The organism is Afipia dichlorophenoxyacetatis (assembly GCF_055386385.1).
Window position 1 is genome coordinate 2437678 of the sequence record NZ_AP029250.1, and the last position, 14505, is coordinate 2452182.

Consider the following 14505-nt stretch of genomic DNA (forward strand, 5'->3'; position numbering starts at 1 on the left):
ATATCATTTCATCGAGTAGAGCCTCGTGAATGCAGGGAGTCAATTGCGTCGTGTTCCGAGAGGCGGAATCGCAAGGCTTCGTGATCGGGTGCGCGGCGAGATGCTTCATTGGTGCGGCTGCAGCAAACATTCCGCGCGCCGCAAAGAGTTTCCAATCCACCCGACCAACGTTAAGATGACGCATGACCGCGCCATGACATTCGCAGACAACTTGAGTTACATCTTTCCCTATCGACGTTTTTCTTTTGCGATCAGAGGCCTGCCGCCGTTGCAGAATGTGGGAGCCATCCGATGATGCAATCCGACATGGCTGCGGCCAAGGAGGCACAGGTGCGTAAGGCCGTGCTGGTCGATCCACGCCAAGGCGATGCTGAAGACGATCGATCTGCGACCAAGCAGCGCTCGCTGTTTGCGATCGCAGGCAGTCTGCTCGTCGAAATCAGTTTGCCGAAGCTGCTGCTGGCCTGGACAGTGTCGCTGGCATTGCCTGCGATCTTGCTTGGCCTTGCACCTCTGGTGGCGACCGGTTGGGCTGCCACGGCGACCGCGCAGGTGCGGTATCTCACCGGGATCGGTGCCGCGTTCATCATGGTCTTCGTGCTTGCGCTGGGCTGGTTTGCATGGCGGCCGCTGTTTCGGATGGCAGAAGCCAACTTCTGGTCGCTGAACGCGCTGGCGGTCCAACCCGGCTATGTGTTTTGCCGCGAAGCGATCCGGCATCTGATGGAGCGCTGGTTCGGTGCAAGACACTCGGCGACGCAACGTGCGCGGCTCCGCGCGGCGAGTTCTGCCGCCGCAGGGACGGTAGTCTGCATCGCCGCAGTGCTCGTCGCTCTCGCGGTCTGGCCAAGCACGCGCTGGCTCGGCAGCGTCGGCGATCTCATGGCCCCGTACCGTCTGATCCTTCCGACCATTGCCAACGCGGTTGCTCTGACATCGCTTTATCTTGCTGCCGCGGCACTGGTGTGGGGCTTTGCGGATGCGAGCATGGATCAGCCGCTCGATTTTACGGAATTCGATACCGCGTCCCCGACAAGCCGGACCTGGCGCGTGGCGCATCTGTCGGATATTCACGTGGTCGGTGAGCGCTATGGCTTCCGCATGGAGAGCGGACGCGGCGGCCCGCAGGGCAACCATCGGCTGGAGCGGCTGCTCGCGCGTCTTGCGGCCATTCATGCCAGCGATCCGTTGGATGTCGTGCTCGTCTCCGGCGACATGACCGATGCCGGGCTCTCAACGGAGTGGGCCGAGTTCTTCGATGTCGTGGCGAAGCATCCAGACCTTGTCGCGCGGATGATCCTGCTGCCGGGCAATCACGACGTGAATATCGTCGATCGGGCCAATCCGGCGCGGCTCGATCTGTCGTTCAGTCCGGGTAAACGTTTTCGCCAGATGCGGACGCTGTCAGCCATGGCGGCCGTGCAGGGCGCGCGCGTGCGGGTTCTCGAGGATGGGCCGGCGCACGCGGCGCGGACGCTCGCTCAAAAGCTGAATGCACTTGGTGATGACATCGCGACGTTTGCGAAGGATGGCGGCTTTTGGCGCGCCGCAAAGCTGAGGGACGTGTTCGACGAGCAGTTTCCAATGCTGCTGCCGCCTGACAGCGAGGATGGACTGGGAATGGTCATTCTCAATTCGAATGCGCAGACGCATTTCTCGTTCACGAACGCGCTTGGTCTGGTGTCGGTAGAGCAGGCGCACCGTCTGGTCGCGGTGATGAACGGGTATCCCAGGGCCCGGTGGATCGTCGCGCTGCATCATCACCTGATGGAATACCCGATGCCGGGCGTGAAGTTCTCGGAGCGGGTGGGGACGGCGCTGGTGAATGGAAGCTGGTTCGTCCGAAAACTGAAGCCGTTCGCGAGCCGCATCGTTATCATGCATGGCCATCGTCATATCGACTGGATCGGCACTTGTGGCGAGATGAAAATCATCTCTGCGCCTTCACCGGTGATGAATGCGACAGATGCGCAGACCACGCATTTTCACATCCATACGTTGGCGAGCGGGTCCGATGGCAGGTTGTGTCTGCTTGCGCCTGAAAAGGTAGAGATCGCCGGTGTTGCGAAGGCAGATGCTTGACGGGTTTTTCAGCTCGGTTTGTCGCCGAGACAATCTTCGACATAGAGCCGCAGCACCGCAATACGGCCGATGGCCAGCAACGGCATGGCAAGCGCGATGCCCATGACGCCGAACAGTGAGCCGAACAGCACGATGGCAACCAATGTCCAGGCGGGCGGCACTTCGACGGCGTGGCGCTGAATGAGCGGACCGATGATGTAGCCTTCGATGGACTGGATGATCGTATAAAGCCCGACGGCCCACATCAGCTTCGACGGGCCGAGCGGCATGGCGACCAGTCCGATCGGGAAAGCTGCAACGATGGGCCCGAGGTAGGGGACGAAGTTGGATATTCCCGCCTGCAGGCCGAGCAGAAACGCGCCGGGCACACCGAGACAATAAAGCATCAGCCAGACGCAGAGCGTCATCAGCACAATGCGGAACACCTGGCCAACGAACCAGTAGCGCAGTACGCCGCCCATCTCGTCCATCACCTGCCGGACACGGGCGCGATAAGGGATCTTGACGAAGGTGACGAGGCCGTCGCGATACATGCCGGGGTTGAAAGCGAACAGCACGCCGAGAAACAGGATGATAAGCGCGTTGGCGAGGAAGCCGGATGCGGTTCCAACCGCGGTCTGCGCGTGACCGAACAGTTTGCCGGGGGCCGGGAGCCATTGCGAGAAATCGCGGCCGCCGTCCGGCCCGAACAGATCGACGCCGACCGACTGAAGGCGTTGTTGCAGAACGTCGAGCTGCGAGTTGATGACCTGATAGAGAAGCCGGGTTTGCTCAGGAAGTTTGCCTGCGCCCCAGACCAGGCCCAGGCCAAGCAGGCCGGTTAGGATGAGAACGATCAGCGTGAGCCGCCATGAATGTCCGGCAGGGACGACAGGTTTCAGCGCCCGCGCGCAGGCATCGAGAAAAGCCGCGAACAGAACGCCCGCGAAGATGAGCAGCAGGCTCGACGACATCTGCCAAACAAGGAACAGGCCGGCAGCGGCCGCCAGCAAAGCGATGCCTGTTTGCAGCCCGTTCAGCCGCCATCGCGTACCGATTGTGTCACCGCGATCGAGATGGGGGGAGGCTTCGCGAATGTTCTCAGCGCCGACCTTCAAATCATCCACGCCCGACCTCGCGCGTTGTTACTGCTCATCAAGACTCCGATAATCGTAGCTCAGGTACGGCAAATGTCGAGGCGATGTCTTCTCGCGAGACGTCACCTCGCGATGCGGCATGAGAGCTTCCTCAATTTATTGACTAAAATACCGGTGGTCGCGTGATCGTGAGCGGGGGTCCGGCTTTATGACGTTCGGCAACGAATGAACTCTTTGCGGATGTCGCACTGAGGGGATAACCTGACAGTCAAAAGGACAGCGGGCTTGGCTGCCGGCGCTTGAATGCAAGAACTTTAAACAGGAGTGAAATCCGGACAGTCCGTTCGCGTGACGTGAAAAGGAGTGATTGCTATGGCGACAGGTGATCCGTCTCTTCTCGGCAAAAAGCTTGGCGGTCTTTTCTTGGTTATCCTCGGCCTGGTGTTGATCGCCATTGGCGTCAGTACGGACTCAACAGGTCTTATAGTGTTCGGGACGCTGGTTCTCGCGGCGGGTCTGATCCTCATGGTTCTGAAGATCATGCGACGCAACGAAGGCGCACAGGTCAGTTCACCTGGCCATGCGTCGAGAACGCCACTGCACCACAGTGACATCGAATAGCGTCTGGCTAACGACCAAGGCAGACGTGCAATAGGCTCGTCTGCGGTCACGTGAGTGCGCCTCTATTTTGGGGCGTGGCTTGAATGAGCTCGGGTATCATCCGGGCTTTGCCGCTTGGCTGCATCCCAAAGAGCGGCAGCTCTCGAAGCAGACTCCGCACAACGAGCTAAAGTCCATTGTCCCGAAGATCAGGACCAGCCGGCAGGGTGGGGATTTTTCAGCCCTCGTTCCGAAGACGTGATTTTTGCGGGATGGCCCATTTGGGTCATGCGACAGCCGGCCAACCAGCCACCATTCGCGAAGCTGTCACACCGCCGCGATGACCACGACAATTCAGGTGATATCGCCTGAGCGGCTGGCGGGATTGACCCAAATGGGTTATGCGAATCCCTTTCAACTGCGGCAGATATGCGCTGCCGAGCAAACTGAATTTGTAGCCGATCATTTGGTGGGGCGATCGTCTAGTGGGCGTGACTGTTAGAGAGGACGAAAGCAAGCAGGGCGGCTTTGCGCTGATCGATCTTGGCCGGAAGATCGAAGCTCCTGTCTTTTTCGCGGTGCGCCGACTGGACGTCGAGCCACGTCATCTCGGCCTCTCAGGCTGGCAGCCGGAAGCCGTTTGGCTCAGTGCAGACGATATCGATAATTCCGGCCCAGCCACCGTGTTTCGCGTGGGCCCATCGGTTGTCGATGAGATCAGCGAACTTGTCCCGATCGAGATTTCCATCAAGGACGTCGGCGTCGTTGGCATAGTCCACTGGCCTTTCGTCACGCCAGCTCCACGTACGTCACTCGCGCGAATTCGAGCGCCTATCCCGGTGCAGCCGATTTCTGTTTCTGCTCCAGACAAGCAGGATGCGGTCGGAACGCGTCGTATAGATCCCATTCGCACTGTCGCGCCGGAGCGAGCGGTCAAATCGACCACGCCTCGTCATGATGACACTGAAGGGGGCGAAGGTCCGGCACCATCTGACGCGCGTCGTTCACGAGATCAACGCATCCTCAAACTGATAGCAGCCTGTTTGGTTGTCATATTGGCTCTGTGCGCGCTCATCTTGCCCTCCATCTATCAGTCCGATCGCGCGCCCGTCGCTCCTCAAGTCACCCAGGCAATAGTCCCGCAAATTGCACCGATGACGACCAAGGTTCCTGTCTTCGAAGGTGTGAAGGGAGGGCGCATCGATCCGGAGCAAATTTCCATCGCCTTCAACACGAACGTCACGCGGGTCGAGTGGCGGATAGAGTTGCCCGATTGGTTGTCGGCCAATTCACGCGAAGGCGTGCTCGATGGGGACAAGGCGTTGCTTCTCACGTTCAGGCCGGCTCGCGACGCGTTGAACAAATCGCCGGGCGAGTATCTTTCGGACATTCGTGTGATTGCGAAGGGCGGCGGCGAGTATGTCCAGAAGATCAAACTCGTCATTCGCGCACCGGCGCCGGTGCCGAAGCTTTCCGCGCAGGTGTCCGATGTGCTGATCTTTCAGGGTCCACATCTCGGGACGATCGAGCCGCAAACGCTGACGATTCCGCTCAGCGCGAATGAAACCGCGGTCAACTGGAGGCTGACTGGTCAGCCGGACTGGTTGTCCGTAGACACGACATCCGGAACGATCAATGCCAATTCTTACGTAAACTTGCGTGTCAATGCCACGGCTGCGGCATCGACCTTCCAGCCCGGCGAATATCCATCTGAACTTCGTTTGGCTGTGGCCGGCGGAAGCGACGTCATTATAAAGACCAAACTCATTGTTCGTGTGCCCGGACCGAAGCTGTCCATCTCGGGGCCGCCGATGCTGGTGTTCGAGGGTGTGCAGGGCGGCAAGGTCGAGCCGCAGTCCGCAAACATTCTGGTGCTTTCGAACGATGACATCGTCCGTTGGACTGTCGCGAGCACGCCTATCTGGCTTGCCGTCGATAAGACCTCCGGCACACTTTACCCCCATCTTCAGGAGGCTTTAACCGCGCGTATCACCGATTTCGCAGCGGGGCTGGCGCCGCGTGAATATGAGACAGAACTTCGCCTCGCGGCGAGCACCGGCGAACAGGCCGTCCAGAAAATTAAACTCATCATCCGCGCGCCGGCATCGGGGCCAACGCCGAACCTTTCGGTCCAGGCATCGGATCTGCTGACCTTTGAGGGGCTATATCGCGGGACGATCGAGCCGCAAACGTTGACGATTCCGCTCATTGCGAACGAGACGACGGTCAATTGGAGGCTGACTGGAAAGCCCGACTGGTTGTCCGTGGAAGCGGAATCCGGAACGATCAATGCCAATTCTTACGTCAATCTGCGTTTTAATATCGCGCCAGCTGCATCGGCTTTGCAGCCCGGCGAATATCCGTCCGAGATCCGCTTGATGGCGGTCGGCGGCAATGAGGTGATCCGGAAGGTCAAGCTCACCGTCAATCCAGACGCGCCAACGCCGAAGGGCACGCCAGATCTGACTGTCACATCGCGGCCCATGTTGACTTTCCGGATTCAGGAAGGGGGATTTCTTTCGAAGCCTGTTTTGTTGCCAATGGCGTCTAATGAAGCCGGCGTGTCTTGGAAACTGGTCAGCTATCCTGACTGGCTCGACATAAGCTCTAAGTCCGGTACCATCCCACCAAATTCGAGCAGCAGCGTCACTGTTACAATGTCAGCAAGCGCGAGTAACTGGGCGCCAGGTGAATATCAGTCAAGGCTGCAATTTGAAGCCGCGGGAGGAAACACCGTTCTGATCGGGGCGAAACTCATAATCAGCCGCCGCCCAACCAGCGGAAGCTTTGACTAAAAACACAGCGTCACGGCGCATTCGGCGTCCAGATCTTGACTGCAGCGGTGTCGATTTTCTTTGGGATCAGCTTTTCGTCAACAAAAGCGTCCGCAATCTTCTGCTGCTCGGCGAGGCCTGCGGGCGTCACGGCACCAATGCCATAGCTGCGGTGGCTGTTGGCTTCTTCCACCGTCTCGGCATCGATACCCCAGAGATTGGCGAGCAGCTTCGCCGCGTCCTTCGGATGCGCCTTCACCCAGTCTCCGGTCTCCCGCAGTTTGGCGAATACGATGTTGAGCACGTCGCTGCGCTTCTCGGCGAAAGGCTCCGACGCAAGGTAGTAACGCTTGTAGCTCGCGAGCCCATTGCTGCCATCGGCGAGGATGGTCGCGTTCGACTGCCGCTGCGCGCTGGTAAGGAATGGGTCCCACGCCACCCAGGCATCGACATTGTTGCTGACGAACGCCGCGCGGCCATCGGCGGGCGCGAGATAGGCGGGCGTGATGTCTTTAAACGTCAGGCCTGATTTGGCGAGCGCGGCGAGCAATAGATAATGACTGCCAGCGCCCTTGGTGACGGCGACCTTCTTGCCCTTCAGATCGGCGACGGTTTTGATCGGGGAGCCTGGATGAACGAGAATAGCCTGCGCGCCGGGCGAGGGGCTTTCCTCCGCCACATAAGCGAGCTTCGATCCCGCGGCTTGGGCAAAGATCGGGACGGTGTCGGCAACGTCCGCGCCGAAGTCGAGATTGCCGACGCCGAGCGACTCCAGCAACGGCAGACCGCTGGAGAATTCATGCCAAGACACCTTCACGCCGAGCGGCGCCAGTGCTTTCTCAAGCTCTCCATTGGCACGCAATACCGCGATCAGGGTCGATGATTTCTGCAAGCCGATACGGATCTGGCCCTTGTCTTCCGCAAGCGAAGCTGACGCCGACAAGAGAAGTGAAGCCGCAGCGAGGACGGCAGCTATCGGCTTAATAAATCGATTGGTCATTTGAATCGTCTCCGGCGCGGTAGTTATCCGCGTAATGCGATTGATCTAGACTAGAAAAAGCGCCGGAGATTGAGTTGCCAAATAGCAGGTGGATCGCGAGAAACGTTTTCTACGTTTGCTGCTTGTTTTGAAATGATTGAGCGATGCGCATTTCTTGTGCAGCTCTGCGTCGAATCCATCGAAAGCGAAATCTCACAAAGCCGTGCGATTTAACCAATCATCAACTGAGTAAAATTGCTCTGCAACAGCAGCGGTTTCGACAATGTTTCCGTCGCGAGATCAGCGTGGGGCAGTGCAGGCATCGCTATTTTCGCAGAGCACTCGACAGCCCATGATTGCGTGACCATCATCCCTCATCACGAATGCGGCGTGTGCTGTGTTCATGATGCAGGAGTGAAGTATGGATCGCCGGACCTTTCTTAAGCTGACTTCGCTGGCGCCATCAGCATTCGCGCTGGCGCCGACGATGTTGCGCGCGCAGGCGACCGGTGAAGTCAGGATCGGTTACCAGAAGACCGGCGTTCTGGTGATCGCGCGGCAGCAGGGAAGCGTCGAGAAGCGCTTTGCCTCTGAAGGCGTGCAGGTGAAGTGGGTCGAATTCACTTCCGGCCCGCCGATGATGGAAGCGATCAGCAACGGCGCTGTGGACTTCGGCGCGGTGGGCGACTCGCCGCCGATTTTCGCCCAGGCTGCAAACGCCAACATTGTTTACGCGGCGGCGTCGCCGATCAGCAACGGGCAGGGCATCCTTGTCCCGCAAAATTCCTCGATCAAAACGATCGCAGATCTCAAAGGTAAGCGCGTCGGCTTCACCAAGGGATCGAGCGCGCATAACGTGGTACTTCTCACGCTTGAGAAAGCGGGTCTGACGTATGCCGACATCACGCCGGTGTATCTGACGCCGCCGGATGCAGGACCTGCGTTCGCAAACGGCAGCATTGATGCATGGGCGGTGTGGGACCCTTATTTCGCCATCGGCGAGAAGAAGCAGAATGCGCGTATTCTGATCAACGCCCATGAAGTCGGAAAGACCAACGCATTCTTCATTGCCAATCGCGATTTCGCCAACAAGCGCCGTGGCCAGTTGAGCAATATCATCGCCGGGCTCGCCACTGCCGCCGAGTGGGCGGGAGGCCATCGCGATGAAGTGGCGAAGTCGCTGCACGAGATCACTGGCGTTCCACTTGATATCCAGACGGTGGCGGCGAACCGCGCCACCTTTGCGATCGGCCCGGTCACCGATGACGTGATCGAAACCCAGCAGCGCGTGGCCGATGGCTTCGCCAGGCTAGGTCTCATTCCGCGCCCCATCAAGGTGCGGGACATCGTCTGGCGCGCGCCGCAAACCTGATCACTTCATTTATTTCCTTTCATCACGGGGATTGTTCATGTCCACACGTCGTTCATTGCTGAAAACTGTGCTCGCAGCTACGGCTGCTGTCGCGCTGTCCTCAAGCTTCCTCTTCGCGCAGGAGAAGACGGTTCGCATCGGCTTCCAGAAATACGGCAAGCTGGTGTTGCTGAAGGGCAGGGGTACCCTTGAGGAAAAGCTCAAGCCGCTCGGCTATAAGGTTGTATGGACGGAATTTCCATCCGGGCCGCCGCTGCTGGAAGCACTCAATGTCGGCGCGATTGATTTCGGCGTGGCGGGTGAAACGCCGCCGATCTTCGCCCAGGCTGCGAGCGCGCCATTGGTCTATCTGGCCTACGATCCGCCGGCGCCGCAGGGCGAGGCGATCCTCGTTCCAAAAGACAGCAAGCTGACGTCGATCGCGGAGCTGAAGGGCAAGAAGGTCGCGCTCAACAAAGGCTCGAACGTGCACTATCTGCTGGTGCGTGCGCTTGAGAAGGCGGGTCTGAAATACACCGACATTCAACCTGTGTTCCTCCCACCGTCCGATGCGCTTGCGGCCTTCACGCGCGGCTCCGTCGATGCCTGGGTGATCTGGGATCCCTATGAAGCGGCTGCTGAAGCCTCGACCGGCGCACGCATTCTCGCCGACGGAACGGATCTCGTCGCGAACCATCAGTTCTACTTCTCCTCGAAAGCGTTTCTCGCAACCGACAGCAAAGCCGCCGATGTTGTTCTCGAAGCGCTCAACGAGGCCGACGAATGGGCCAAGAACAACATCGAGGCCGTTGCGGAGCAACTCAGCCCGTCCGTTGGCCTCCCTGCATCGGTGCTCGCGGTCTCCTTGAGGCGAGAGTCTTACGGCCTCAAGCCGATCTCCGACGAAGTCATCGCCAGCCAGCAGCGCATTGCCGACACCTTTCACGGACTTGGCCTGCTGCCGAAGGCCATCAAAGTTTCCGACGTTCAGCGCAAGCCAGGATCTTAAATCATGACAAGCCATGCTTCTTCACCCGCCAACGTTCTCTGGTTTCTCCCGACCCACGGTGACAGCCGCTATCTCGGCACCACCACGGGCGGCCGCGAGGTGAACTTCAACTACCTGCGGCAAATCGCGCAGGCTGCCGATCAGCTCGGCTATTACGGCGTGCTGCTGCCGACAGGGCGCAGCTGCGAGGATTCATGGGTGGTCGCCTCAAGCGTTGCGCCATGGACGGAGCGGTTGCGCTACCTTGTCGCCGTGCGCCCGGGCCTGCAATCGCCGGCCGTTGCTGCGCGTATGACCGCGACGCTCGATCGCGTCACCAATGGACGCCTGCTGATCAACGTGGTGACCGGGGGCGATCCCGTCGAGAACAAGGGCGACGGCATCTTCCTCAATCACGACGAGCGTTATGAAGTCACGCGTGAGTTCCTGAACGTCTACAGCGATCTGCTCGCGGGCAAGACCGTGAACATGAAGGGCAAGCACATCACCATCGAGGATGGCCGTCTGCTGTTCCAGCCGATCCAGTCGCCGCGTCCGCCGCTCTATTTCGGCGGCTCGTCGGATGCCGGCATCGATGTCGCGGTGGACACGGTTGATAAGTATCTGACCTGGGGCGAGCCGCCGGCCGCGGTTGCCGAAAAGGTCGCGCGCGTGAGGGCCGCAGCCGAGAAGAAAGGCCGCAAGCTGTCGTTCGGCGTTCGTTTGCACGTCATTGTGCGCGAGACCAATGAAGAGGCGTGGCGCGCGGCGGACGAACTCATTCAATACGTCACCGACGACACCATCGCGCAGGCGCAAAAGATCTTCTCGCGCATGGATTCCGTCGGGCAGCAGCGTATGGCGCAGCTTCACGGTGGACGCCGCGACAAGCTCGAAATCAGCCCGAACCTCTGGGCCGGTGTCGGTCTGGTGCGCGGTGGCGCAGGCACGGCGCTGGTAGGTGATCCGCAGACGGTGGCAGCGCGTATCAAGGAATATCAGGATGTCGGCATCGATACGTTCATCATGTCCGGTTATCCGCACCTCGAAGAAGCTTATCGCTTCGCCGAACTGGTGTTCCCGCTGCTGACGCTGAACCAGTCGAGCAACGTCACGCCGCTGCGCGTCAATACCGGCCCGTTCGGCGAGACCATCGGCAACGACTATCGTCCGCAGAAACAGGCGTCGAGTTCATGAGTGCAACAGAGTCTCTTCCGGTCTCCACGCGCACAACGCGCTTCAGAATTTCCGGCGCGGACGGCTTGACCCAGTGGATCGTGCCCCTGGTGATCCTGGTGGTGTGGCAGGTCACGTGCGAGACCGGCTACGTTCCGGCGCGCGTGCTGCCGGCGCCGAGCGATGTGGCGCTCGCGGGTTGGAAACTGGCGCAGTCCGGTGAGCTGGCGCAGAACATCTGGGTCAGCTTCTGGCGCGCGGGCGTCGGCTTTCTGATCGGCGGCGGCATCGGCTTCGCCTTCGGTCTCGCCAACGGCCTGTCGCAACTCTCCAGCAAGCTGACTGACACGACACTTCAGATGGTGCGCAACGTGCCGCATCTGGCGCTGATCCCGCTGGTGATCCTGTGGTTCGGCATCGACGAGTCCGCGAAGATCTTCCTCGTCGCGCTCGGTGTGTTCTTCCCGATCTACATCAACACGCTGCACGGTATCCGAACCGTCGATCCGCAGCTCATCGAGATGGGCCGCATCTACGGCATGACCAACGGCGAACTGTTTCGCCGCGTGATCTTCCCCGGTGCCTTGCCGTCGATCTTCGTGGGTCTTCGCTTTGCCCTCGGCATCATGTGGTTGACGCTGATCGTCGCTGAGACGATCGCGGCGTCCTCCGGCCTCGGCTACATGGCGATGCAGGCGCGCGAGTTCATGCTGATCGACGTCGTCGTTCTCAGCATCCTGATTTACGCCTTGCTCGGCAAACTCGCCGACAGCACTGCGCGCGTGCTCGAGCGGCTCACGCTGTCCTGGCATCCGGCCTTCCAGAAACATTGAGAATGAACATGAATCAGGCGCTTCGATTTGCTCCCGTGACCACTGAGGTCGCGGATACTGCAGCGGATCTGATCCGCGAGGCGAGGGTGGCGCGGGGCGTGCGCGATCCGTCGCGCGCGCTGTCGCTCACCATTCGCGGGCTTCGCAAGTCGTTCGGCAACAATGAAGTGCTGCGCGGCATCGATCTCCACATTCCGGCGGGGCAATCCGTCGCCATCGTCGGCAAGTCCGGCTGCGGCAAGAGCACGCTACTGAGGTTGATTGCGGGCCTTGAGCAGCCGAGCGCAGGCAGCATCGAGTTCGGCGACCATGAAGGCGATGCGCGCGATCATGTCCGCGTGATGTTTCAGGAGCCGCGGCTCTTGCCGTGGGCGCGGGTGCTGTCGAATGTCGAGGTCGGGCTCGGCCGCGACAGGAAGTCAGCCGATGCGAAAATCCGCGCGGACGAGGCATTGAAAGAAGTCGGTCTCGACGACAAACGTGGCCAGTGGCCGTCTGTGCTCTCGGGCGGGCAGAAGCAGCGCGTGGCGCTGGCGCGGGCGCTGGTCAGCCATCCGCGCGTGCTGGCGTTCGACGAGCCGCTCGGCGCGCTCGACGCACTCACGCGTATTTCGATGCAGCGGCTGCTGGAGCGGGTCTGGCGCGACCAGGGCTTCACCGCCATTCTGGTGACCCATGACGTCTCGGAAGCCGTGGCGTTGGCCGACCGGGTGCTGGTCATTGAAGATGGCCACGTGGCACACGATATAAATGTCGATCTGGCGCGCCCGCGCCAGCGCGGCTCGGCGGAATTGGCCGCCCTGGAAGGAAACATCCTTCGCGAGTTGCTGAAAGAGACCGGCGATCTAGTGATCTAAGTGGTCGGGCGTGAGGCTGTGATGAATTCGATGGTTCGGAATATTGAGAAGGCGGATATTGTTCCTGCGGTTTCGGCTGAGAGCTTTCGCAACGCCATGCGGCATCTCGCCGGTGGCGTTAGCGTCATCACGGCGGGACAGGGAGCTGACATCACCGGCATGACAGTGACGTCGGTAACATCGCTGGCGGTGGAGCCGGCGACGCTCGTGGTCAGCGTCAATCGTCAGTCATCGTCGTGGCCACGTATCAGCAAGGTCGGTGCATTTGGCGTGAACATCCTCGGCGCCGATCATGCCGAGATCGCGAAGCGCTTCGCGGGTGTCGGCGGATTGAGGGGCGCGGAAAGGTTTTCCGGCGCGGAGTGGACCACGCTTGTCTCGGGTGTTCCGCTGCTGGCTGGTGCGCCCGTCGCGCTCGATTGCGAGGTCGAGCATGTGGTGGAGCGGCATTCCCATATGCTCGTCATCGGGCGTGTGCTCGATGTGCTGACGACGGAAGACAAGGGCGCACTGTCGTATTGGCAAGGGCAGTACATTCCGCTCGACCCTAACAAAGATGTATCGGAAGCCGATGTTCCGACCGCCCGCGCGCTGTGGGGCGTATGACGTTACAAGTCGCTGGTATCGGGGCGGTGCTCCAGTTCGGCGACGATCTCCTTCAGCCATCGCCGCACGGCCTTGATCTTCGGCGTGCTGGCATCTTCCTTCCGGTAGAGCAGATGAAAGTCGGGGGCTTCAAGTAACACGCGGGGTGGAAGAAGCGCGTTAAGGCGTCCGGAAGCCACAACTGACGACACCAGAGGAAAGGGCGCCAGCACTGCGCCCACACCGGACTCCGCCATCTGAATGGCGGCCAGCAGACTGTCGCTCGACAGGCTCAGCTCATTGAGCTTGATCTTGCGATCGATCTTCGCGAACCATCGATCCCACAAACCTGGAATGTTGTTCAGTTCGATCAGCGGCAGCCGCGCGAGATCCTTCGCGGATTTGACTGGGCCGTGCTTCCTGCACAAATCGGGATGCGCCAGCGGCGCCAGCTTCGAGCGAAACAGCCGGTGCGCGATCAGGCCGTGGCACGGCGGCGTGCACACCTGAATGGCGGCATCGATGCTCTCGGTCTCGAAATCGACAGAGTTGTTACGCGCCTCTAACCGAACATCGAGTGCGGAGTTGATGGTCTTGAACCGGACGAGATGAGGCAGCGCGGCGAGCGCTGCAAAACTTGGCGAGGCGCTCACCCTCACGATCTCACGTCCAGCCTTGTTCAGCAGTCCTTCACCGGCGCGCGACATTTCCGCGAATGCTTTCAGGATCGCCGCGCCATAGGCTTGGCCGTCTTTCGTCAGCACGACTTTGTTGCCCTGGCGCACGAACAGCTTGCGGTGAAAGTGCGCCTCCAGCGCGTTGATCTGATGACTGATCGCCGATTGCGTCAGGCTTAAATCTTCCGCCGCCGACTTGAAGCTTCCCAATCTCACAGCCGCTTCGAACGCGCGAAGCGTCGAGAGTGGCGGCAGCGAAGACTTTGAGCGTTGCATGTGAATTCCATTCATCTGGCCGCAATGGAATTCATTTGCGGGCGCGTGGTGACCTCATCATGCTCGCACCAACGATCGGGGCAGGCAACGCGAGGGCCAGAGAATGGCAGCCATGCGGGGCGCTCCGGCAACGCACCTGCAACATAATGCGGGGCGGGAGGATGCGAGGGAGACATCAAGTTGGCCAGTGCAACGCGGCTGTTGCCGCCGGGAGTTGGCGCTTACGCGTTGCCGCGGGCGTTGCAACAAGA

General features: G+C 60.2%; 12 protein-coding genes. 9 read left to right on the forward strand and 3 right to left on the reverse strand.

What is annotated here, in order from left to right; all coding sequences use genetic code 11:
• The first annotated feature begins 291 nt into the window (after positions 1–291).
• The gene (locus tag ACZ5C3_RS11365) at positions 292–2082 is read left to right on the forward strand and encodes a metallophosphoesterase family protein (RefSeq protein ID WP_464037749.1); all 1791 of its coding nucleotides are present in this window, start codon (positions 292–294) and stop codon (positions 2080–2082) included.
• 8 nt (positions 2083–2090) lie between these two features.
• On the opposite strand, the gene ACZ5C3_RS11370 is transcribed toward ACZ5C3_RS11365, so the two are convergent.
• Entirely contained in the window at positions 2091–3188 is a 1098-nt protein-coding gene (locus tag ACZ5C3_RS11370) for an AI-2E family transporter (RefSeq protein ID WP_464037750.1), read from the reverse strand.
• 342 nt (positions 3189–3530) lie between these two features.
• Between ACZ5C3_RS11370 and ACZ5C3_RS11375 the strand changes: the two genes are divergently transcribed.
• Complete coding sequence (locus ACZ5C3_RS11375) at positions 3531–3779, forward strand: hypothetical protein (protein WP_464037751.1); 249 nt, start codon at positions 3531–3533, stop codon at positions 3777–3779.
• A 470-nt stretch (positions 3780–4249) separates the two neighbouring features.
• The gene (locus ACZ5C3_RS11380; RefSeq protein ID WP_464037752.1) at positions 4250–6553 is read left to right on the forward strand and encodes a BACON domain-containing protein; all 2304 of its coding nucleotides are present in this window, start codon (positions 4250–4252) and stop codon (positions 6551–6553) included.
• A 10-nt stretch (positions 6554–6563) separates the two neighbouring features.
• On the opposite strand, the gene ACZ5C3_RS11385 is transcribed toward ACZ5C3_RS11380, so the two are convergent.
• Positions 6564–7532: an aliphatic sulfonate ABC transporter substrate-binding protein gene (locus tag ACZ5C3_RS11385; RefSeq protein ID WP_464037754.1), complete on the reverse strand. Its 969-nt coding sequence runs from the start codon at positions 7530–7532 to the stop codon at positions 6564–6566.
• A 400-nt stretch (positions 7533–7932) separates the two neighbouring features.
• On the opposite strand from ACZ5C3_RS11385, the gene ACZ5C3_RS11390 reads away from it, so the two are divergent.
• The 6 genes from ACZ5C3_RS11390 to ACZ5C3_RS11415 are packed head-to-tail and all read left to right on the forward strand — an operon-like array spanning position 7933 to position 13322.
• The gene (locus ACZ5C3_RS11390) at positions 7933–8883 is read left to right on the forward strand and encodes a sulfonate ABC transporter substrate-binding protein (RefSeq protein ID WP_464037756.1); all 951 of its coding nucleotides are present in this window, start codon (positions 7933–7935) and stop codon (positions 8881–8883) included.
• A 37-nt stretch (positions 8884–8920) separates the two neighbouring features.
• Positions 8921–9871 carry a sulfonate ABC transporter substrate-binding protein gene (locus ACZ5C3_RS11395; RefSeq protein ID WP_464037758.1) on the forward strand — a complete coding sequence of 317 codons (951 nt, stop codon included), beginning with the start codon at positions 8921–8923 and terminating at the stop codon, positions 9869–9871.
• Positions 9872–9874: 3 nt separating this feature from the next.
• Entirely contained in the window at positions 9875–11047 is a 1173-nt protein-coding gene (ssuD, locus tag ACZ5C3_RS11400; protein ID WP_464037760.1) for an FMNH2-dependent alkanesulfonate monooxygenase, read from the forward strand.
• Positions 11044–11859, forward strand: coding sequence for an aliphatic sulfonate ABC transporter permease SsuC (gene ssuC / locus ACZ5C3_RS11405; RefSeq protein ID WP_464037762.1), 816 nt, complete (start codon positions 11044–11046; stop codon positions 11857–11859). The genes ssuD and ssuC overlap by 4 nt, the downstream gene beginning before the upstream one ends.
• Positions 11860–11867: 8 nt before the next feature.
• Complete coding sequence (locus ACZ5C3_RS11410) at positions 11868–12716, forward strand: ATP-binding cassette domain-containing protein (protein WP_464037763.1); 849 nt, start codon at positions 11868–11870, stop codon at positions 12714–12716.
• A gap of 21 nt (positions 12717–12737) precedes the next feature.
• On the forward strand, positions 12738–13322 hold the full coding sequence (locus tag ACZ5C3_RS11415) for a flavin reductase family protein (protein WP_464037765.1): 585 nt from the start codon (positions 12738–12740) through the stop codon (positions 13320–13322).
• A 2-nt stretch (positions 13323–13324) separates the two neighbouring features.
• Here the strand turns inward: ACZ5C3_RS11415 and ACZ5C3_RS11420 are convergent, their stop codons facing one another.
• Entirely contained in the window at positions 13325–14254 is a 930-nt protein-coding gene (locus tag ACZ5C3_RS11420) for a LysR substrate-binding domain-containing protein (protein ID WP_464037767.1), read from the reverse strand.
• Between the last annotated feature and the right edge of the window lie 251 nt (positions 14255–14505).

Excerpts from the sequence above, each read along its gene's own strand:
- ACZ5C3_RS11365 (WP_464037749.1), top strand. The coding sequence starts at position 292 with ATGATGCAATCCGACATGGCTGCGGCCAAGGAGGCACAGGTGCGTAAG.
- ACZ5C3_RS11375 (WP_464037751.1), top strand. The coding sequence starts at position 3,531 with ATGGCGACAGGTGATCCGTCTCTTCTCGGCAAAAAGCTTGGCGGTCTT.
- ACZ5C3_RS11385 (WP_464037754.1), bottom strand. The coding sequence starts at position 7,532 with ATGACCAATCGATTTATTAAGCCGATAGCTGCCGTCCTCGCTGCGGCT.
- ACZ5C3_RS11390 (WP_464037756.1), top strand. The coding sequence starts at position 7,933 with ATGGATCGCCGGACCTTTCTTAAGCTGACTTCGCTGGCGCCATCAGCA.
- ACZ5C3_RS11395 (WP_464037758.1), top strand. The coding sequence starts at position 8,921 with ATGTCCACACGTCGTTCATTGCTGAAAACTGTGCTCGCAGCTACGGCT.
- ssuD (WP_464037760.1), top strand. The coding sequence starts at position 9,875 with ATGACAAGCCATGCTTCTTCACCCGCCAACGTTCTCTGGTTTCTCCCG.
- ssuC (WP_464037762.1), top strand. The coding sequence starts at position 11,044 with ATGAGTGCAACAGAGTCTCTTCCGGTCTCCACGCGCACAACGCGCTTC.
- ACZ5C3_RS11410 (WP_464037763.1), top strand. The coding sequence starts at position 11,868 with ATGAATCAGGCGCTTCGATTTGCTCCCGTGACCACTGAGGTCGCGGAT.
- ACZ5C3_RS11415 (WP_464037765.1), top strand. The coding sequence starts at position 12,738 with ATGAATTCGATGGTTCGGAATATTGAGAAGGCGGATATTGTTCCTGCG.
- ACZ5C3_RS11420 (WP_464037767.1), bottom strand. The coding sequence starts at position 14,254 with ATGCAACGCTCAAAGTCTTCGCTGCCGCCACTCTCGACGCTTCGCGCG.